20 protein-coding genes are annotated in these 19,804 nt (G+C 43.0%); 8 read left to right on the forward strand and 12 right to left on the reverse strand.

Features of this window, described 5'->3' with window-relative positions:
• Together V513_RS11190 and V513_RS11195 are read right to left on the reverse strand one after the other, a co-directional pair.
• Positions 1-1,972, reverse strand: a 1,972-nt coding sequence (locus tag V513_RS11190) for an Ig-like domain-containing protein (protein WP_099772815.1), incomplete at its 3' end; no start/stop codon positions are given.
• 81 nt (positions 1,973-2,053) lie between these two features.
• Complete coding sequence (locus V513_RS11195) at positions 2,054-2,698, reverse strand: DUF4230 domain-containing protein (RefSeq protein WP_014731555.1); 645 nt, start codon at positions 2,696-2,698, stop codon at positions 2,054-2,056.
• 549 nt (positions 2,699-3,247) lie between these two features.
• On the opposite strand from V513_RS11195, the gene V513_RS11200 reads away from it, so the two are divergent.
• Together V513_RS11200 and V513_RS11205 are read left to right on the forward strand one after the other, a co-directional pair.
• Positions 3,248-4,204 carry an aldo/keto reductase gene (locus V513_RS11200; RefSeq protein WP_099772816.1) on the forward strand — a complete coding sequence of 319 codons (957 nt, stop codon included), beginning with the start codon at positions 3,248-3,250 and terminating at the stop codon, positions 4,202-4,204.
• 49 nt (positions 4,205-4,253) lie between these two features.
• Entirely contained in the window at positions 4,254-4,868 is a 615-nt protein-coding gene (locus tag V513_RS11205; RefSeq protein WP_099772817.1) for a hypothetical protein, read from the forward strand.
• Between the two features lie 60 nt (positions 4,869-4,928).
• On the opposite strand, the gene pruA is transcribed toward V513_RS11205, so the two are convergent.
• The 5 genes from pruA to V513_RS11230 all read right to left on the reverse strand — a co-directional run bounded on the left by pruA (position 4,929) and on the right by V513_RS11230 (position 10,685).
• The gene (gene pruA / locus V513_RS11210; RefSeq protein WP_014731558.1) at positions 4,929-6,500 is read right to left on the reverse strand and encodes an L-glutamate gamma-semialdehyde dehydrogenase; all 1,572 of its coding nucleotides are present in this window, start codon (positions 6,498-6,500) and stop codon (positions 4,929-4,931) included.
• Between the two features lie 12 nt (positions 6,501-6,512).
• Positions 6,513-7,661: an NAD(P)/FAD-dependent oxidoreductase gene (locus V513_RS11215; protein WP_099772818.1), complete on the reverse strand. Its 1,149-nt coding sequence runs from the start codon at positions 7,659-7,661 to the stop codon at positions 6,513-6,515.
• Positions 7,645-9,462 carry an FAD-dependent oxidoreductase gene (locus tag V513_RS11220; protein ID WP_099772819.1) on the reverse strand — a complete coding sequence of 606 codons (1,818 nt, stop codon included), beginning with the start codon at positions 9,460-9,462 and terminating at the stop codon, positions 7,645-7,647. Before V513_RS11220 ends, V513_RS11215 begins: the two co-directional genes overlap by 17 nt.
• Complete coding sequence (locus tag V513_RS11225; protein WP_014731561.1) at positions 9,455-9,766, reverse strand: (2Fe-2S)-binding protein; 312 nt, start codon at positions 9,764-9,766, stop codon at positions 9,455-9,457. Before V513_RS11225 ends, V513_RS11220 begins: the two co-directional genes overlap by 8 nt.
• Before the next feature lie 166 nt (positions 9,767-9,932).
• A complete protein-coding gene (locus V513_RS11230; protein WP_099772820.1) occupies positions 9,933-10,685 on the reverse strand; it encodes a hypothetical protein in 753 nt (250 codons plus the stop codon).
• Positions 10,686-11,075: 390 nt separating this feature from the next.
• Here V513_RS11230 and V513_RS11235 point away from each other — a divergent pair, with 390 nt between their 5' ends.
• Genes V513_RS11235 through V513_RS11245 form a run of 3 tightly spaced genes read left to right on the forward strand, consistent with a single transcriptional unit; the run spans position 11,076 to position 13,885 of the window.
• Positions 11,076-11,816 carry a glycerophosphodiester phosphodiesterase family protein gene (locus tag V513_RS11235; RefSeq protein WP_257212089.1) on the forward strand — a complete coding sequence of 247 codons (741 nt, stop codon included), beginning with the start codon at positions 11,076-11,078 and terminating at the stop codon, positions 11,814-11,816.
• Positions 11,813-12,580 (forward strand): YdcF family protein, encoded by a 768-nt coding sequence (locus V513_RS11240; RefSeq protein WP_041928229.1) that lies wholly within the window; start codon positions 11,813-11,815, stop codon positions 12,578-12,580. The genes V513_RS11235 and V513_RS11240 overlap by 4 nt, the downstream gene beginning before the upstream one ends.
• 12 nt (positions 12,581-12,592) lie before the next feature.
• Positions 12,593-13,885 (forward strand): carcinine hydrolase/isopenicillin-N N-acyltransferase family protein, encoded by a 1,293-nt coding sequence (locus V513_RS11245; protein ID WP_014731566.1) that lies wholly within the window; start codon positions 12,593-12,595, stop codon positions 13,883-13,885.
• On the opposite strand, the gene V513_RS11250 is transcribed toward V513_RS11245, so the two are convergent.
• Positions 13,878-14,444, reverse strand: coding sequence for an MBL fold metallo-hydrolase (locus V513_RS11250; RefSeq protein ID WP_099772821.1), 567 nt, complete (start codon positions 14,442-14,444; stop codon positions 13,878-13,880). The two genes, V513_RS11245 and V513_RS11250, sit on opposite strands and share 8 nt — an antisense overlap.
• A 258-nt stretch (positions 14,445-14,702) precedes the next feature.
• Between V513_RS11250 and V513_RS11255 the strand changes: the two genes are divergently transcribed.
• Positions 14,703-16,376 carry an HD-GYP domain-containing protein gene (locus V513_RS11255; protein WP_014731568.1) on the forward strand — a complete coding sequence of 558 codons (1,674 nt, stop codon included), beginning with the start codon at positions 14,703-14,705 and terminating at the stop codon, positions 16,374-16,376.
• Positions 16,377-16,400: 24 nt separating this feature from the next.
• On the opposite strand, the gene V513_RS13905 is transcribed toward V513_RS11255, so the two are convergent.
• The 4 genes from V513_RS13905 to V513_RS11265 form a co-directional block, all read right to left on the reverse strand.
• Positions 16,401-16,547, reverse strand: a complete 147-nt coding sequence (locus V513_RS13905) for a hypothetical protein (RefSeq protein ID WP_006487741.1) — start codon at positions 16,545-16,547, stop codon at positions 16,401-16,403.
• Positions 16,548-16,590: 43 nt separating this feature from the next.
• Positions 16,591-16,737 carry a hypothetical protein gene (locus V513_RS13910; RefSeq protein ID WP_014731569.1) on the reverse strand — a complete coding sequence of 49 codons (147 nt, stop codon included), beginning with the start codon at positions 16,735-16,737 and terminating at the stop codon, positions 16,591-16,593.
• 576 nt (positions 16,738-17,313) lie between these two features.
• The gene (locus V513_RS11260) at positions 17,314-17,847 is read right to left on the reverse strand and encodes a chromate transporter (protein WP_099772822.1); all 534 of its coding nucleotides are present in this window, start codon (positions 17,845-17,847) and stop codon (positions 17,314-17,316) included.
• Positions 17,844-18,377 (reverse strand): chromate transporter, encoded by a 534-nt coding sequence (locus V513_RS11265; RefSeq protein WP_099773046.1) that lies wholly within the window; start codon positions 18,375-18,377, stop codon positions 17,844-17,846. Before V513_RS11265 ends, V513_RS11260 begins: the two co-directional genes overlap by 4 nt.
• 227 nt (positions 18,378-18,604) lie before the next feature.
• On the opposite strand from V513_RS11265, the gene V513_RS11270 reads away from it, so the two are divergent.
• Entirely contained in the window at positions 18,605-19,225 is a 621-nt protein-coding gene (locus tag V513_RS11270) for a PRC-barrel domain-containing protein (protein WP_099772823.1), read from the forward strand.
• On the forward strand, positions 19,225-19,776 hold the full coding sequence (locus V513_RS11275) for a hypothetical protein (protein ID WP_014731573.1): 552 nt from the start codon (positions 19,225-19,227) through the stop codon (positions 19,774-19,776). Before V513_RS11270 ends, V513_RS11275 begins: the two co-directional genes overlap by 1 nt.
• Positions 19,777-19,804 lie beyond the last annotated feature (28 nt).

The following is a 19,804-nucleotide window of genomic DNA, read 5'->3' on the forward strand; positions in this document are numbered from 1 at the left end:
CTTTCACCGATTGATCGGGAATAGATATTTGAGGAGGTCTGTTGACATCTATTACAGATATGATTATTGGTAGAGAAAGACTTCCTCCGTTGTTATCAGAAGCCGTAACAATAACGTTTTTCTCCCCCGCCTCGTCATAGCCCGGTGAGTACGAGTAGTTACTGCCCTCAATCTCTCCGATACCACTGAGACTGTATATCAATTCGTCTCCGTCTGGGTCTGAGAACAGGGGTCGAAGATCGATTTTCAAGGAAGAGCCTTCATGTATCGAGGTTTTCATCTCTTCTATTGACGATTCTGGGTTTCTATTCCTGTCTTTGACATCGATTCTGATCACCAAGCTATCTGACAGTCCGTAAGGATCTGTGGCAGTTACAGTTGCAACCTTCTCTCCCTTGTCGTTGTACCCTGGAGAGTACTGATAGCTGTTGTCGACGACTATACCATAGCCTTCCACTTCGAATTGAAGATCATCTCCGTCAGGGTCAACGAAAAGACTTCCCAGATCGAGGTCAAGAGTGAAGCTTTCCATGATGCTGGTGTTTATCGAAGGTGATAACGTTACGGGCGATCTGTTTACGTTTTCTACCGTGACTTTGAAGAACCCTACGCTTTCAAGTCCTTTATTATCTTTTGCCGTTAGTGTCACTTCATGTATTCCTTCGGAATCGAAGTCAGGAGTGAATAGATAATGGTCATCCTCAATGAAGCCCAGTCCGTCTGCGATTTCGAAGGTGACCTCATCTCCATCGGGATCGAAAATGAAACCCTTCAGGTATATTTTCAACTGCTCTCCCTCTTTCGCCGATTGATCGGGAATAGATATTTGAGGAGGTCTGTTGACATCATTGACTCTAACCATAAAAGAAGCCGTGTTTGTTGCTCCTTTTTCATCTTCGAGAATTAATACGACCGATTTGTCCCCTGCATCTGAGTAATCTGGATTGTATATGTAAGATCCGTCAACGATCTCTCCAGGTCCCTCTAGGCTGAAGGTCACGTTATCTCCATCTGGATCGACAACCCTGGAAAGCAAATCGAAAGAAAGGGACTCTCCTTCATTCACGTTCATGTCGCTAAGCAAGGACTTTGGCGGGCGGTTCACGTCTATTACGAGGATTTCGAAGCCTGAAAAGACATCGTTACCCGAGCCGTCTGATGCCTTGATTCTAACGGTTTCAGTTCCGGAATCCGAGTATGATGGCTCGTAAGTGAACACTCCTTCCGTAATCTCTCCCGGACCTTCTTCTAGAGAAAGGACCACTTTGTCGTTATCTTCATCGACTACCTTTGAAGAAATATCAACCGAGAGAACCTCTCCTTCATTAACGATCTGATTCTCGAGCTGCAAAACAGGCGGGGCGTTAACATCGATTACTTCAAGTTCGATATCTCGTGCTGTTTCGTTTCCATTTGGGTCCTTCGCCAGTACTCTCAAAACCGTCTTACCGGAATCACTGTAGCCTGGAGAGTAAATGTAAGCACTTCCGTGAAGCTCCCCTGGGCCTTGAACGGAGAATTCAAGTTCTTCACCATCTGGATCAACTGCTAGCGAGTTCAAGTCGATAGTCACTGTTTCACCTTCGCGAACTACGATAGGAGAAGTGTCTATTTCCGGTGGGCGGTTCACTCTAACTACGTTTATCAGCATTTCTTGCTGAGAACTCTTTCCCTTCTTGTCGGTTGCCCTTATACTTACACGAACTTCTCCCTCATAGGAGAAGCCTGGTTCGAATACATAGGAAAAACCGGATATTGTGCCGGGACCTTCTACCAGTTCAAGAACTACTTCATCGATTTTTTCATCGATAACGAACGGCTTCAGATTTGCAGATAGCTTCTCGCCCTGATTCACTACATGAACTGGAAACTGCAGTTTCGGTTCTTTGTTTAGGAGCGCGGGAAGTGCAATAATCAGAACGATTGCCACGGCAACTGCGGCAATGAGTAGATATATCATCCATCTCTTCATTATTTCTCCTCCTTTCTCACGATTGCCTTCTTTCAATATATCTGCTGATAGTGATCCAAAGGACTACGAGTAAAGTTTATATTAATTAATCTCCTTTCTTTGATTGCCAGCTTTCTCAATTTCCACATTAGTTTCTAATGAGTTATCCTGCTCAAACAGAACAACAACTTCGTCAAACCCCATTCCGAGGAAGAGACCGTGGAAGAAGTTTCTTGCGCTTTCTCTAGATGTCTCTTCAACTCCCATTTCTGAGGCGTTCTGAAGTGCCTGCTTTTCTATTTTGTCGCTGTAAGACTGAAAAATCTTCAACATATCTTTGTTTCCAAAGATCCTTGTCAAAACACCACTCTGGTTGATTACCCTAATATCGGGAATCTTACTCTGAGGAATTGTAACTTCGAGTCTTGGAGAAGGCAGGATCAGCTTAATCCTTCTTGCTTCACCTTCATGGATTTCGATTGAATCCTCTTTCAACTTTCTTAGGTCTACATAACCCCTTACCTGAAAGGGAACAATGAAAATAAACCGCTGAAATGTTCCGGGAACAAGGCTTTCCCGCTCAGGTTCGAAAATCAGAAGCGTTGTCATCCTCGCAGTACTCAGTTCCGAGATTCTCTCCACTTTGTGAATTATCGATTCTGTCCTGAAGCTGGTCTTTCGCCTGGACATGAGAATAAACGCTGCAAGCAGAATCACAAGTGCAATCAGAACAACATTGAGTATCAACTACGAGTCACCTCCAAACACTGACGACCATCAGAAGGTATTCATAAAAGTGTCATTCCGCCTCCCTTGGCAGCCATTACATTACTTCAATCAGTTACATCTAAAGTAAATCGAGAGTTTTGCACATACAGCAAAAAAATCCCTCAACTCTCATTAGTGATTTCTGAGAACTATATAGATTTTGAATGAGCGCAAGCACCAAATTCCATTACTGATCTTCGGAAAAGATCTTCCGCCATTCGTTCGAATTTCCATCGATTCCAACACTTATATCCTGTTGTGGCCAAGTGACCACACAGAAGTCGAATGAGCAGGATAGATCAACTTTATACTTCGGGAATCCCAAAGCTGGTACTTAAGCTTTCTCTTTCCAACAGAAATAGGCATCTTCGATTCTCTTTCATACCAAGTTTATCAGAGAAAAAAGAAAATCCATCCTGCTAACAGATTTATCGTTTAAATACATAAGTATAATAACTCTCGTGACGATTCTTAGATGATATAATTAAAACAATCTATATCGGAATTAAAAAGGGAGGTATGATTTGAATGGAGTATCGCAAAGTTGGTAAAAGTGGCCTTCTTGTAAGTGAGTTAAGTCTTGGTTCATGGCTTACCTTTGGGGCTCAGCTAGATATAGACAATGCAAGAGAGGCGATGAGAGAGGCGTACAGAGCTGGAATAAACTTCTTCGACACTGCTGAAGCATATGCCAGCGGAATGGCAGAGTCGATGATGGGCGAAATTCTGAAGGAATTCAAGCGGGAAGAAGTAGTTGTTTCAACGAAGATCTTTTGGGGAGGAAACAAACCAAATCAAAAGGGACTCTCAAGAAAGCATCTACTTGAGGGGACCTGGAATTCTCTAAAACGACTCCAGTTGAATTATGTTGACATTCTGTTTGCTCACAGGCCAGATCCGGAGGTTCCAATGGAGGAAGTGGTCCTTGGGATGGATTACATCGTAAGAAATGGTCTCGCTTTCTACTGGGGAACATCTGAATGGAGCTCCAAAGAGCTCGAAGAAGCCCATAAAGTAGCCGACAGGCTGAATGCAATTCACCCGGTTGTCGAGCAGCCGCAGTATAACATGTTTGTGAGGGAAAGAGTAGAGTCGGAGTATCGACCGATTTACGAGAAGTATGGGTTAGGGCTTACCGTCTGGAGTCCCCTGGCGAGCGGCCTTCTGACAGGTAAATACAACAAAGGAATCCCGGAAGACAGTAGATTGGCAAAGTTTCCCGGTTTGAAGAAGCATCTGGAAGAGAGCAAGCTCTTTTCGAGTGAGAATCTAAAAAAGGTGGAAAGACTTGCCGCCGTTGCGAAGAAACTCGACACTGAGCTTGCTCAGCTTGCACTTGCCTGGATTTTGAAGAATGAAAACGTCAGTTCAATAATACTCGGAGTCAGCAAGGTTCAACAGCTGAGAGATAACCTAAAGGCTTTGGACGTAAAGGATAAACTTACCGAAGAGATAACAAAAGAAATCTACTCCATTATTGAATGACCGTTTTCGAGTGTTCTTTTGGAATGAAGAGAGGGAGGAGAAATCCAATATGAAAAGACTCTTGCTTTTTTTGTCGGTTATTTTGATTATTTTTCTGGGGAGTTCTTGTCTGTATGTAATTTCGGTGCCGATCCCAGTTGGCGAAGGATTGATAGAACCCATCGAATTTGAACTCCCCGGGAGTATATTGCCGTTATCTGGCTTTGCTTTCGGAACCGAGACAGTCCCATCGCTCGACGAGATAATCCAAGAGGCCGAAAAAGAAACCCAGTTGAATCTTCCAGATAACTTCGTAATCACCGGTATGGAGATCAAAGCTAGAGTAGAATGGGTACCAGAGAACCCTGATTCAGAAGGCTCTATTGATATTGACTTCTATGTCTTCAGAGAGAGACATTCAGAAGAACAATTCCTGGATTTTTTCAACGATCCTGATTTAATAAGCGATCGCAAGCTTTTCAGCGGTTTAATTTATCCCGGCGAAAACACTTTCAGGTTGCATTCTGGCGAATCCGCTGCACTAGATATGATACTAGAAATAATCAACGGTGGAACGGCCGAAGATATAGATTGGTTTGCGATTTACGACTATGAAGCACCTTCGGATTCAACTATCACTATTCATCTAAGTGGAACTATTTCGGTTAAGAGAGTTGCAGAATAAGACGTGAAGTTAGATGAAAAAGGTCTCCCTGACGGGAGACCTTTTTTTCTACAGTCGAATCTAAAGTATCTTCTCACTGATGGATTTTCCCTGAAGGAAAAGTAGTAAGTAATCTCTTCCGCCCGCTTTAGAATCAGTGCCGGACAGATTAAACCCTCCAAATGGCTGGACGCCCACAAGCGCTCCGGTACACTTTCTGTTGAAGTAGAGATTTCCAACGTGAATCTCTGTCTTTGCCTTTTCAATTCTGTCTCTTCTCTTGCTGTAGAAGGCTCCAGTTAGACCATATTCAGTACCGTTGGCGATTGCTATCGCATGGTCGAAATCGCGCGCCTCTATTATGGCGGTTACAGGCCCAAATATCTCTTCCTGTGCAATTGCTGCTGTTGGTGATGCGTCGGCAAATACAGTAGGTTCTATGAAATATCCCCTGCGTTTCAAACGATTACCGCCAGTTATAAGCTTGCTTTCCTTCTTTCCCAGTTCAATGTAGCGGAGTATCTTTGACACAGCACTTTCGTTTATAACCGGCCCCATGTAAATGTTGGGATCGGTTGTATCTCCAATGGTTAGAGCTTCCGTTTTCTGCTTCACCAGCTTAACCATCTCGTCATAGACTTCACGAACAACGATGATCCGTGATCCTGCAGAGCATTTCTGCCCCTGAAAACCAAACGCACTGGCTACAGCTCCAGTCGACGCGGCATCGGTGTCTGCCGTTTCATCTACCACTACACAGTCCTTGCCGCCCATCTCGAGTATCACTCTCTTTATCCATTTCTGGCCCTTTTGATGTTTCGCAGCCAACTCGTTGATTCTCAATCCGACCTCTTTGGAGCCAGTGAATGATACGAACCTGGTCAAAGGGTGTTCAACAAGATAATCGCCAATTTCACTACCTGAACCTGGTACATAGTTGACCACACCATCTGGAAGTCCTGCTTCCCTTAAAATGTCTACGAACTTTGCGGCGATAACCGGAGCATCAGATGCTGGCTTAAGCAAAACACAGTTTCCGGATACTGCGGCCGCAGTTGTCATACCGGCCATTATTGCACTGGGGAAATTCCAGGGTGGGATTACCACGCCGACACCAAGAGGAATATATCTGAGCTCATTGTATTCGCCGGGAATTTGAACAACGGGCTGAGATTGTCCATATCTAAGCGCTTCACGAGAGTAGTATTCTAGAAAATCGATGGCTTCGGCTAGATCTGCGTCGGCTTCTATCCAGCTCTTGCCCACCTCAAGAATCATCGTAGCATCTAATTCGTATCGTCGATCTCTCATTATTTGCGCAGCTTTCAGAAAAGGGACTACTCTTTCTGAAGCAGGCATTCGGCTCCAGCTCTTGAAAGCGAAATAAGCAGCATCAATCGCTTTGTCAACGATCTCTCTAGTAGCTTTTGAAACCGTTCCTACTACTTCATCGGGATCTGCAGGATTTTTCGAGACTATTTTGGATTCAGTCGAAAGATATCTTCCTCCAATAAACAAGTCGTAGTTTCTTTCATGAGAACGAATTCTTTCAAAAGCTAACATCATCTGGGATCTTACTTCTGGATCTGAAGGGTCGATATATGGTTCATTCTTGAATGGTGGAATTATCTGGAAATCCGTAACATCAAACATAGAAATTACCTCCTACACTACGTTTCTTTCTTTGGTGATGCCATGTTCAAATCTCTCAAGGCTGAGATCTGAAAGATCGGCGCTCCTTGGCTCGCCGTATATGATCCACTCGGCAACTGCCTCTCCTACTGCTGGGGCCAGCATAAATCCATGTCCTGAGAATCCGACTGCATAGAAGAAATTCTCTAAATCTTTGGATCGGTCAATTATGGGCCTCGCGTCAGGAGACATATTATAAAGACCGGCCCAGTGTCTAAGCACTCTAACGTTCCTGAGAAATGGGAAAATCCCTGGCATTTTCTTAGTCATTTCCGAAATGAAGGTCCAAGTCGGCTCGATATTGTGACCAGGAAGTTCGTCCTTGCTACCCTGACCCATAATGAAATTTCCAGACTTTGTCTGTCTTATGTAGAAATTGTTCTCAAAACTTATGACAAGCGGATCTAGCATATGTTCCAGCGGTTCTGTAACAAATATCTGGTGTTTATAAGATTCTGTTGGCAGATCAATGCCAGCCATTGCCCCTACCTCTCGGGAATATCCACCGGCAGCGTTAACAACGATTTCAGCTTCAATTTTCCCCTTGTCGGTTACTACACCGGTTATTCTTTCGTTTTGAGTTAAGATTCTCAGCGCGGTTGTGTGAGTTGAAAAATCAACTCCCATCGCTTTGGCGGCGTGTGCGTAAGCAAAAGTTGTTAAGTGAGGATTGGCATGACCATCACTTGGACAGTAAGCGGCAGCCTTTATACCTTTTAAATCTATCAGCGGAAATCTCTTTGCGGTTTCTTTTGCCGAAAGCATTAAGACATCTAGTCCCTCTTCCCGTTGCATCTTGGTATTCTTTTCAAAGAGAGAAACCTCTTCGTCTGTGTATGCAAGAAGCAAATATCCACCCTGAAAGTACTCAATATCAAATCCTACTTCCTTTTGGAATTCCTTGAAGTGTTTGACGCTTCTAATTGCGAGTCTCACATTCGACTTTTCAGACCACTGTTGCCTTATTCCACCCCCACACCGTCCAGTTGAACCCGACGAAAGATACTCTTTTTCAATAACAACAACATCATTCAAGCCGCTCTTCGCAAGATAGAAGGCAGTCGCCGTTCCGACGATTCCCCCTCCTATTATCACTACTTTGTATTTACTCCTCATAACCATCAACTCTGCCTTCACCAAGTGCTTTGAAACTAACCGGTATTGAGGGCGGCCTGAAGACACCTGGAGAAAGTCTTTCGACAGGTACCCCGGTTTCCTCTGACAGAATCATGAGGGTGTTTAGCCTGCAAGTTCTCCCACCACATGGCCCCATACCGATTCTCAGGTATCGCCTCAGCTCTTCAAAGTCTGTATAACCATCTTTAATTGCCTTTCTTACTTGATCAACCGTTACTTCTTCACACCGACAGACCATAGCCCCTGATTCTTTGGAGGGCACCAAGATATGTCGGACATCTGAAGCATACTCGCGGGGAACGCTTATATAGACAAGATTTGTTTTGTTCGCCGATTTGACCACTTTTTCTACCTTCGCCTTGCAAATTGTCTCTCCATTTCTTCCCAGAGCTGTTACATATTGTCCGTCAGCAGGAAGTGGAAGGAATTCGTAAGGAATTCCAACAGAACACGTGCCATCCTTGTTCTCTCTAAACATGAAAATGGCAAGCCCCGGACAAGTAGTTGCACAGATGCCACATCCAGTACACTTTGAATAATCTATGATCGGTCTACTGTTGATATTATCACCGATGCTTATGGCACCAGCCGGGCAACTTGTTTCACAAGGATTACAGGGAATTGCTTCGAAGCATTCAATTAATGGTCGCATCTTACCCGTATACTTGGTGAAATCATTCTGATTACCATTTGTGAATGACACTTCCTCAAACTTGCTTCCAAGTTTAGAGAGACCGGCTCTTGTTTTTGAAGAAGTAGGACCGCTTCTGAATTTCCTGAGAGTATCCTTAAGATACTTCAATCTCTCTTGAATGCTATTCTTGGTGAGGTCACTCACCACTGCTAAACCTGCAATTTGTCCTTCAATCATGGCCGTAGTTGCTTCTTCAATCCCGGCAGCATCACCTGCTATAAATATGTCATCTATCGATGTTCTCATGTCCTCGTCTCTGAGAGGGACATAACCTCCAAGTTCTTGGACATACTTCATTTCGCAGCCGGCCTGAGCTGCTAGTTCTATTGATGGTAAAAGTCCCACTGCGATGCAGATCGTGTCAACGACAAGTTCCCTCTCCGTTCCCGAAATCGGGCTCCATCTTTCATCAAGTTTGGAAATGACAGCTCCCCTCACGGACTCCTCTCCAATCGCTCTCAAAATTGTATGCTGCAGCAGAATTGGAATTCCCACTCTTCTCACCTTGTCAGCGTGTACCTGGTAACCTCCTATCCGATTTGAAGCCTCAAGTATCGCTTTAACCTCTACACCTGCCTGAAGCAGCTGATAAGAGACTATGAGTCCGATATTTCCCGATCCAATCATAAGCACACTTCTTCCGGGGAGAATTCCGAACTGATTCATAAGAGTTTGAACGGCACCGGCTCCATAGACACCAGGTAGATCATTGTTTTCAAATTGAATAAACCTCTCCGATGCACCTGTTGCGAGGATGATCTTCTTTGGTTTCAAAAGTGAAGTGTGATCATTTTTCATATCATGGACAAGTATTCCATCAGGATAAACTGCGACAACGGAGCTCTCGTTTTGAAGCTTAGCTGAGTCCAGGGAATTCAATTGTTCAGTAAGCCTTCTGCTTATTTCGAAGCCTCTCACCGAAGCAAAAAAACTCTCATTCCCAAAGAATTTATGTGTCTGTTTGACCAGTTGACCGCCGGAGGAAACCCCCTCATCTACAACTAGAACCGTAAGTCCGTTCTTGGCAGCTTCAATTGCGCTCGAAAGGCCGGCCGGTCCACCGCCTATGACAAGAAGATCCAGATTACTCACTAATCTCACCCTTACCGTGCTGTCTTCTAACGATCATTCCAGGTTTTACGGGTGTTATGCAAGTTCGCACGTTGGGTTTACCGTCAACTTCCATCAAGCATGACGAACACTTCCCAATCGCACAGAAAAGACCTTGGGGTCGATTTCTTATCGGGCTGTACCTTAAGTCTTTTATCCCATTTGCATGAAGTGCTGCGGCAATAGTCTCTCCAGTATATGCCGAGAGTTCTCTTCCTTCAAAGAAAAAAGTGATAATCTCGCCTCTCTTGAAAGAGATTAACGGATGTTCGAAAATTCTTTCCAAGGTATCGCCTCCATACAACTTCTATCACACAATGATCTGTCTCAAATCCGGTCCCATGAAGTACATTGCTCTTAAGCTTCTTAGTGGTCTCCAGTGGATAGTACTACGCCAATATCAGTTATGAAACATTCATGATTAACGCCTAAGAAAATATACTAATCACTCGTCAAATTCTGCTTAGTTTAGGAATGATTTTGCTGCGAGTGGCATGCGCTATCTCTTTGATTTTATCCAGTTGCTTTTCCGAAATGGGGACCTTTACTTCTTCCGTTGAAAAGGGTACTTCTTTCATCCTGCAGACGCTAAAGAACAAGCTCATGTCGTCTTCCATTCTGGTAAACATCAAATTATCCGCTGCCTCTTCCCACTGTTTGATTTCGTCTGCAAAGGCACTTGTACTGACGGAAAACATGTATGATTTGCTTTTGTCACTCTTAATAACCTCTGTTATATAATTTAGCATCCCCTGTCTATAGGTTGGAGAAAACAGAAGTAGGTTTAGGGCTGATCCAAAAACTAGAGTGCCTAGTTCACTCGGTTCAAGCATATTGTTTGCTGTTTCGACAACCGACTTCCACACCTCAGGCTTTAACAGATTAGCTTTTATTGTGTTTTTCCCGATTTCTTCATGTTTGTCCATATCCGGCTCAAACTGAATATAAGAAACGTGGTTTTCGTAATCGTTCAGATCAACCCTATATAGATCCTTTAACGCAGTCTTCCCCATTTCCATTGTCGGGTATTGCAGAGGGATGCTGATTACTGAACCGCCAGCTTTCAACCAAGAGGCAACAAACGCATATTCAACTAACGGTTTCCCAGATCCACCAGGTCCACTGATAACTGTTGAAGATGGATAAACGATTCCTTCTGGAAGAGTTTCCTGAAGCCATTTTTCTTCCAGTTTCAATGTATCCATTTTTCACGCCACCTTTTATCTCGTCATATTCTCGATCATTTAGATCGAATATGGCACGATACTAATATTCTAATTGAGAATGATTCTCTTTGTCAACGTTTTGAAGTTTTTTTCAAAACATATTGCGATACAGTGTTAGTAATACAAAAACTGCCGTCTATGCAAAGTGGTATTGGGTATCTGATCATGTTTATCCTGATCTGCCCACTAATTTCCATTCTTCTTTTGAAGAGAGTTTTCATATTAACGAATTCTCCTGAACAGACAAAGTATGCTGCTATAATTGTGAGTATATGCAGATACCGCAGATGAAACGAAATAACAGACAGCTTACATTGAGTCCTTGTTAGTGCTTTCGATTATGTGATCATTATCGAAATGGAGGTTCTTATGAATTTCAGGCCTTTGATTCTTGGACATAGGGGTATGGGAACCGGAGAAGGTGAAAACTCACTTCTTTCATTGATCAGAGCAGTTCAGGTTGGAGCAGATGGAGTTGAACTAGACGTGCAGCTTTCGAAAGATGGAGTCCTGGTTGTCAATCATGATTCCAGTTTGAAACGAACACTGGGTGTTGATGTAGAGATAAAGGATACCACTTTTAGATCTCTAAGAAAGATGAAACTTGTAAGACCTGATGGCATTACTACTCTGGAAAGAGTCTATCTTGAGCTTCCGGAGGAGTCCTTCATCAATGTTGAAATAAAGGATCCTCTAGCGGCTGATCATGTAGTACCTTTGGTGAAAAGCTTCAACGCAATAGATAGAACACTCTTTTCTTCGTTCTGGCATGAGTGTCTCAGAAAGGTGAAGGAGAAGGATGAAAAGGCGAAGATTGGGCTCCTCATCGGAGAAGACGCGAGAGGAAAGAATCCTGTCGAGTATTTCGAAGAGCTTCTAGCATACCACCCATATTCGATAAATCTGCCGGTTCAACTGTTTGACGAGATCGGCTTCGAGTTGGGAATGAGTTTAATTAGATTTGTAAGAGCCAAAGGAGTTAAGGTCGCACTCTGGACATTAAACGATCCCGCATTGCTTATTAAGATCAGGGGTGAAGTAGACATTATAATTACTGACAATCTTCGGGGTATAATGGCTGCACTTGGAGGAAAAGGCGAAAGAAGGTGACGGCATTGCTGTATCTTGAGAAATCCGCTTCAGCTATTCTTACACCACCGGGACTATTCATCCTAATCTTTCTTATAATTGCAGTGATTCTTATTAAGAAAAGCGAAGAACGACGCACAAAGATCTCTGGAGTAGTCATGATTATTCTGTGTTTCTTCGCATATCTTCTCTCTACGGGCTTTGGAACTCACCTATATCTTCAGCCTTTGGAAAGGGCATATACTGCGCCAAATAACGTGAGCGGTCAGGCCATAGTGGTCTTGAGCAGCGGGATAATTATCTCTCCTGAAGGTCAGGTACTCGACAATCACTCTGTCGCCAGATTATCTAAAGCCTACTCTCTTCATCTACAGACGAAGCTGCCCATAATTGTGACAGGATCGTTTATGCCTGGCAGATCCACTGTGGCCGTTTCAGAACTTATGAGGGACTGGCTTTTGGATCGTGGTGTTGCATCATCCAAAGTTATCGTTGAACCGATGGCTCAGACAACCTGGGAAAACGCAAGATATTCTGCCGACATATGCAGTCAGTTCAACTGGTCCAGCATAGTGCTTGTTACTTCGGCGGTTCATATGAAGAGAGCGGTCACTTCATTTGAGAAGTTCGGTTTGAGAGTAACACCCTTTCCTACAGACTATTTATACGATCACACAAAACTTAGTTTTGTTGATTTCCTTCCTAATCAGGGAGCTTTAGATGCTAATCTGGCGTCCATTCATGAGTATTTCGGGCAGCTGTGGTATCTTTTTAAGAGCCCTTAAGAAGCTGAGATTATGTGCGATACTTTTGTAGTACTTGGAAGTTCAACTCCGGACGGTATTACCCTGTTTGGAAAGAACAGTGATCGAGAGCCAAACGAACCTCAGGCCGTATACTTCTTTCCTCGCTCATCAAACAATCCCGACGAACTCTTCACGACAAACCAAAAAGTGGATCAGGTAAGTGAGACCAACGCAATTCTCATTTCTAAACCTTCATGGATGTGGGGCGGCGAAATGGGAGTAAATGACAAGGGAGTAGTTATCGGTAATGAAGCGGTCTTCACCAAAGAGAGAGTGCGAAGAGATGGTCTTCTTGGAATGGACATACTGAGGATTGCGCTTGAGAGATCTGAAAATGCAGAGCACGCTGTAAGAATAATAATCGGAATTCTTGAGAAATACGGTCAGGGAAGCAACGGGGGTTTCACGAAAACGCTCTATTATCACAATTCATTTCTGGTTGCAGATCGAGAGAGTGCGTGGATTGTTGAGACTTCCGATCGATTTTGGGTAACCAAAAGGGTTTATGGATCAGCGGCGATTTCGAATTGCCTCACTATTGAAACGGAGATCGACGAAATGCATCCTCAGGTTGTCAGTAATTCACAAGATCGAAAATGGCATAATCCAGCTAAGGAATTCGATTTTGCCGGTTCATATGAAAGGAGATTATTCAGGAAGTTCTCGGGTGCCGAAATCAGGCTTAAAAGGATGAGAGAGCTAATTGAAGAGAAAGAAATGAATATCGAAAGATGTTTCGAGATCCTTAGAGACCACAATGACAGAAGACATCAGAGCTCGATGAAAAATATTTGCATGCATGCCGGGGCAGGAGTTGTAACTTCTCAAACAACCGCTTCCATGGTTGTAGCTATTGGAGATAAGATAGAGGTATGGGTCACAAATAGCAGTCTGCCGTGCCTTTCAATATATAAGCCAGTTTGGTTCAACAGTCAAGAATCAAGCTTATCATTTGGAGAAGGGGAAAGTGGCTTGAACTACTGGGGAAACTGGGAGATCTTCAACCGACTTGCCATATTGAGAGATTCTAAAGCCGCAGAGTTATGGAAAGAATACTGTCTTCCTTTTGAACAGGACTTGTTGTTAAGCAGGGGGAAAACAACTGAGGCAGATCTAACGAAACAGGCCTTTGAAAAAAGCTGGAAGATTGCAAGGAAGATGACCTCTATTCTTAGAGGAGAAAGAGAAGAGGCAGGTTTCTTAAAGAAAAGCTACTGGAAGAAGCAAGACGCATTGCTTCACCGGCTGAAGTCCAGAAACTTCAGGAAAGAATTGCCTACATAAAGAATGGATTTTCTCTCAAGATAATTCTAGCAGTTGTCTGCCGGCCATGTCCCGGGAAAACTATTAAATCAGGCATTTTAGTGAAAAGCTCTTTGAGTCGATTTATGCTGCTCGTCATTTGATCATGGTCGCCTCCAGGCAGATCTGTTCTTCCGACAGAAGCAGAAAACACGGTGTCTCCTGAGAACAAGAATCTTTCGTCGAAAAGAAAGCAGCAAGAGCCTTCTGTGTGGCCTGGAGTATGAAGGCATTTCCAACGATCACGGAGAACTTCAGTAGATAACACCTTCTTTCCACCAAGGAGGAGAGCATTCTTCCCGAATAAATTGAGAAAGCTTTTTTCGGCATCCAGTAACATTGGCTTGTCCATGGGGTGAATTATGATTTCATCTGTTTCAATCTGGTCAAGATCAAAAATGTGATCTGCATGTCCGTGAGTAAGCAATGCTCTTAGATGTTTCTTGTCTTCAAAAGCTGCCAGTTCTGTGGAAACGCCATAACCCGGATCAATTATAGTTATTCTTTCGTCCTCCCTGACCACATAACAGTTTTCATCCAATGCTTTAGCCAGTAACCTTATTACTTCTATCGTTTAGGCACCTCCTTATAGAAACGGATCATCTGGACAGGAATCTTCTGGCCCCGATATAGGATGAGAAAGCCAACAATCCCCAGAACTCCTGCATTGAAAACATTGTCTTCGGAGTGAAAATACACAACTCTTTTGAAAGCTCCCGATGGCTCAAAGCACCACACTTTTGATTTTACCAGATAGCCTTCGCCATGATAGAATAATGGGGGGAAAGAGGAGTTGGATTTGAAGAATTCTAGAATTTGCGGTCTGGCCTTAAGATTTAATTATGACAATCCCGAGGATTTCAGATCAGAGCTGAGATCCATTTATGAGCAAGAAGACCTTTCTAGAGAAGAGATTGGAATGCTTCTGGCTCTCGATTTTGCTTACTCTAGTACGTTTGATGAGGCGAGGGAATTTGATTCCTCTGGTACAGATCTCAAGCTTCTGGCCGAAGGAGTGTATTCGCTGTCCTATTTTTATGCCAGGAATTCCGAAGACAAGATAGCGTACCTTGTGTCGAAGCTTGCGGTAGATCATATTGCCAGAGAATGCGAAAGGGAGCAAGAGATTAATCTGAAGATACTCCATATGATGACCTCGTTCGAAATGGGCTTCGGTGAAGAAACACTACTTCTCTTCGAAGAACTTATGAAGCTCGAAAAGTATGTTCCAGTTCAGAAGCGCTTTGAGTATTACAACGATCTTGGTCTTGTATCAACTCAGCTCCGAACTGGCGGCAATCCGTTGAGGTTCTACGAGAAGGCTAAGGAACTTGCCGGTTCGCCGGTAAGAGCTCTGATGGTACAGCTGAATATGATTGATTATCTTTACTCTAAGAACATGTTCAAAGAAGCTCTTAAGCTTCTTGACAAGACGGAAAGCTGCAACGTAGTTTCCATAAACGGATACAGACTCATGATAAATCTCAAGATCCTGCTGCAGATGAGTAGCCTCGCAAGAGCAACTGCCGTTGCCGATCAACTTGAATCCCTAATTCGTTCTCATGGGGAATGGACGGATATCGCAGTATCTTACATTTTTCTGGGGCATTTCTACGTGAAGATTGGCAATATCTCTAAGGCACAAAACTATCTAAATCTTCTGAAATCTCTTCCGGACGAATCCCTTACAAACTATATCCGAGGGGAGACGCTTATTCTCGAGGCTTCGATAATGCAAGCCAAGGGAGAACATTTCCGAGCACTTGAAAACTCTGTTGGCGCTTTCGAGACGCTTACACTTTACAGTACAACGTCGCCACATCTTAAAGATTTCGTAAATAATCTCTTTGGAAGTATTTCGGCAGTTTTCACTCAGCTCATCAGAGAGCTCAGGCTCAAGGATAGCTATACCGCTCTTCATACACTTAGAGTTCTGAAGATATGCTACGAGTTTGGTAAAGAGCTTGAACTAGAAAAGATAGATCTGTTCAATCTATCAATAGGTGCAATGCTGCACGATTACGGCAAGGTCGACATACCATTCGACTTGTTGAACAAGCCGTCAAAGTTGACTGAAGAGGAATTCACGGAGATAATGAATCATCCCGTGTACGGCGAGCGTTACTTGCGGGATTTGAACTTTCCTATAGCAATAAGAGATATAGTCAGACATCATCACGAAAGAATAGACGGAAAGGGCTACCCCGACGGTTTGAAGGGAGACGAAATTCACAAGCTCGTTCAAATAGTTGCAGTAGCAGACGTATTCGATGCACTGACGACCGACAGACCATACAGAAAAGCGATTACAAAGGAGAAAGCTCTGGAGTACCTAGAAGAAAAAGGCGACCAATTAATCTCAAAAGGTCTCCTCTCTAGGTTTATAAGATTTGCTCAGCACAAAGAAATAAGCATACAAGAAAAAGAAATAACTGTACTATGGCGTTCAATAATCTCCGAACTCTTCAAATAAGTCGAAAGAGCTGTAGCTATAAAATCAATAACCTTCAGGAATCTTCCAAAGTCCCGGGCCACCATCAACGGTAAACTCGCCTTCGGGAATCTTCCAAAGCCCAGGCCCTGCAAGCGCAACCGTACCAAACGATACCAAACCTATCAAAAGAATTGCGATCATCTTTTTCATCAAACTAACCTCCCTTTACCCATGAAAAAATCGATGTTGAAAATCAATAACCTTCGGGAATCTTCCAAAGTCCCGGGCCACCATCAACGGTAAACTCGCCTTCGGGAATCTTCCAAAGTCCAGGTCCTGCAAGAGTAACTCCACCAAGTGCTATCAATCCAATAAGAAGAATTGCTGCTACCTTTTTCATTCACTTCACCTCCAAAAATCTGCTTGATGAATTTCGTTCCGTTTCAGTACCTTACTCTTAATGATCTTCTTCTTCAGGTATCTTCCACATACACCGCACCTCCTGGTCAAGTGTTCGAGTGATAAATTACCTTTTGAATCTCTCTCCACCTCTAAAATTTCTTAACAAAACTCAAGCTACTACGAATAAATGTTTGGTCGGATGGACAAGAAGAAAACAACAGCATCTCTACATGAACAAGATAACAACTACATTCTAGAACAAGAGCAATCAAATACGCAAACATCAATAGAAGAAGAATGGAAGTGATAATCAGGTGCAAAAGGTGATAATCGCTGACAAACGACTATGATGAAGCGTAGAACAGATAATCAAACGTAAGAACTATAAATATGACCAAATCATATGCTGTACTATTAATTATAACCTTTGCGAGGCAAGATTAGAAACTGATCTCACAAAAATTAAACTAGTAATTCATGCGAGTGCAAAAATCAAAAATAGAAATCGAAAGTTCGCATTGTCTAATGAGGCGAATACCTTTTATAAGTTTAGCCTTTGCTAGTTTGTTGTGGTTTATAGAGGTAAAAAGAAGCTCCAAAAAACGCCCAATATGCCCGTACCAAATACGATCCAGATGACTGAAAGTTTGAATTTGTAGAGGATATAGAAGGCAGATACCGCTGTAACAATGGTGAAAACACTATTAATAGACTCAATCCCTATTCTGAATGTGGCCGAAAGAATAAGAGCTACTATACCTAAACGGAGAGCGTTGAAGACCTCTGAAGTGTCAATCCATCTTGACAGAAGTTTGAGGAGTTTTAGAATTAAGAAAATCCAGAATACGCTTGGAAGAACAACTCCAACAGTAGAACAGACCGATCCGGGCACACCGGCGATCCGATATCCTATGAAAGTTGCAGAATTGATAGCAATTGGACCTGGAGTCATTTGTGAGATGGAGATCAACGTAAGGAATTCTTCGAGATTCATCCAGTTGTTTATGTTGACAATCTGATCTTGAATTAAGCTGAGAGCGCCGTATCCTCCTCCGAAAGCTAGAAAACCGATCTTAAAGAAAGACCAGAAGAGATTCAGTAGAATCATCTGGTCGACCTCCTGTCGATGAAATAAATGAGAAGCGAGCATACCAGCAAAACCCAGATAGACGATACATTAAGAAAGACAATTACCAAAGTGCCAGCAGCGATAACGATTACAATCAGGTATCTTCTAAGACTTTTTCGAAGAAGCTGAAACGAAAGATTAGCAAGTATTACAGTCACACCCACTCTCGCGCCGGCAAAAAAGCCTTTGAAGACAGGAAGGTCTACGAAATCGGTGAAGAAACTTGCTATTACAAGTATTATAATAAATGGAGTTAACGAAGCTCCAAGCACCGCAAAAAAAGCGCCCCAAAACCCTGCAAGCCTACTTCCAAGGATCATAGCTGTGTTTATCGCTATAACACCAGGTACAGTTTGGGCAGTGACAATGACATCGAGAAACTCGTCTTCCTTCATTATCCTGTATTTGTCTACAATAAACTCCTTTATTACAGGAATCATTGCATATCCGCCGCCTATAGTGAATGTGCTGACTTTGACGAATATCCAGAAAAGCCTAAGTGGGCTCATTGATTTCAACGTCCATCTAATCCATGCTGGAGCGACGAACTTCCTCCTCTCATCATTATGAGTGCTCAGTCAAATGCAATAACCCGGAAAGACTCTAAGTCTTCTGTTCTCCGCCCATTTGCTCCTATATTTTACAACTCGTTCTGGTTTTCTGCAGTCATAAGTCAAGTTATTCTTTTGAACGGAGCATGTCTCACGTGATAAACTTTACTAAAGGGGGTGAACCTATGGAAAACAGAATCAGATGGGGCGCCAAAGCGATTTCTTCTGACGGCAAAGACCTCGGGAAAGTCATTCGGGTAGTCATTCATCCTAAGAACAACGAAGTCACTCATCTAGTGATAGAAAGGGGCATCTTCAATAGAGTGGCAAAATTGGTGCCAATAGCTACTGTGTTTTTTGCAGCTCCCGACGAAATTAGATTGAGAATTGAATCGAAAGACGTTGAAACACTGCAGGATTACGAAGAGACGTTCTTCGTTACTGGAGAAGAAATAGAGAATCTCGAAAGCGGAGTCACCCCGGTTTACTGGTTAAGACCGGTTGGGGATTACGCAGAGCTATACCCTCTTCCACCGTTAAACACTTCGATAAATGTTCCAAAGGACAGCAAATCCCTTGAGCCGGGATGTGATATCGTTACCGCTGAAGAGAAGATTGTGGGAAGGGTAAAAAGCTTCGTTCTAAATGACGAAGGCAAGATCACCCATTTGATAGGTGAATGCGGAGGATTTGGTTCTAGGTCAAAGAAACTGATACCGATAGACTGGGTTGAAGAAATCGATGAGTGTAAAGTAAGAGTTTCTGCATCGTCAGTTATGGTAGAAAAATTGCCGGAAATGGATTGATGAAGAAAGTGACGGTGTACTATATGGCATCAGCCGGAATCTTATTCGTGCTCAATTTTTCTAAGGGTGCCTATTTTCATCCAGTCTTTTTTTTCTTGCCTTTCTTAATCATTGTTGATTATTTAATAGTTTCAGGTATTCCTGGGAGGAGTTATTCAATAAGAATTTCAGCCTTTCTGAGAAATATACAGTCTATACTCACCCTCAGGCGAACATTCGATGAGAGCACAAAAGGTAAGATTATCGATTCTGAGAATCTGAGAAACCTTGAGAAGGTTGTTTCCTCACTCGAAGAAAAACTGAAGAAGCCATCTGAGCTACAGAGAAAGCTGTATATTTTTTCAGCTTATGCAGCGCCGCTTTTTCCGCTCGCGGTTATGTTATCCTCCGTGATTGTTCAGAGAAGAGTCGAAATTGTGGCGGGTCTTTTTTCGTATGTGGCATCGCTGATAATTGTTCTCTTGTCAAGAAAAGCCTTTTCAAATCTTGAAAAGACTATCGAAAAACTGAATGAAGAAATTAGGAAAGCTGTGGACGATATCACTCAATAATTGAGAGTTTTTTTATTGGAAGGAGATT

Origin of the sequence: Mesotoga sp. H07.pep.5.3 (assembly GCF_002752615.1) — a bacterium.
Taxonomy (GTDB): domain Bacteria; phylum Thermotogota; class Thermotogae; order Petrotogales; family Kosmotogaceae; genus Mesotoga; species Mesotoga prima.

Coding starts and splice junctions, on each gene's coding strand:
- V513_RS11260 (WP_099772822.1), bottom strand. CDS start 17,847: ATGATTCTACTGAATCTCTTCTGGTCTTTCTTTAAGATCGGTTTTCTA.
- pruA (WP_014731558.1), bottom strand. CDS start 6,500: ATGTTTGATGTTACGGATTTCCAGATAATTCCACCATTCAAGAATGAA.
- V513_RS11275 (WP_014731573.1), top strand. CDS start 19,225: ATGAAGAAAGTGACGGTGTACTATATGGCATCAGCCGGAATCTTATTC.
- V513_RS11270 (WP_099772823.1), top strand. CDS start 18,605: ATGGAAAACAGAATCAGATGGGGCGCCAAAGCGATTTCTTCTGACGGC.
- V513_RS11200 (WP_099772816.1), top strand. CDS start 3,248: ATGGAGTATCGCAAAGTTGGTAAAAGTGGCCTTCTTGTAAGTGAGTTA.
- V513_RS11215 (WP_099772818.1), bottom strand. CDS start 7,661: ATGGTTATGAGGAGTAAATACAAAGTAGTGATAATAGGAGGGGGAATC.
- V513_RS11230 (WP_099772820.1), bottom strand. CDS start 10,685: ATGGATACATTGAAACTGGAAGAAAAATGGCTTCAGGAAACTCTTCCA.
- V513_RS11235 (WP_257212089.1), top strand. CDS start 11,076: ATGAATTTCAGGCCTTTGATTCTTGGACATAGGGGTATGGGAACCGGA.
- V513_RS11245 (WP_014731566.1), top strand. CDS start 12,593: ATGTGCGATACTTTTGTAGTACTTGGAAGTTCAACTCCGGACGGTATT.
- V513_RS13910 (WP_014731569.1), bottom strand. CDS start 16,737: ATGAAAAAGGTAGCAGCAATTCTTCTTATTGGATTGATAGCACTTGGT.
- V513_RS13905 (WP_006487741.1), bottom strand. CDS start 16,547: ATGAAAAAGATGATCGCAATTCTTTTGATAGGTTTGGTATCGTTTGGT.
- V513_RS11265 (WP_099773046.1), bottom strand. CDS start 18,377: ATGAGCCCACTTAGGCTTTTCTGGATATTCGTCAAAGTCAGCACATTC.
- V513_RS11205 (WP_099772817.1), top strand. CDS start 4,254: ATGAAAAGACTCTTGCTTTTTTTGTCGGTTATTTTGATTATTTTTCTG.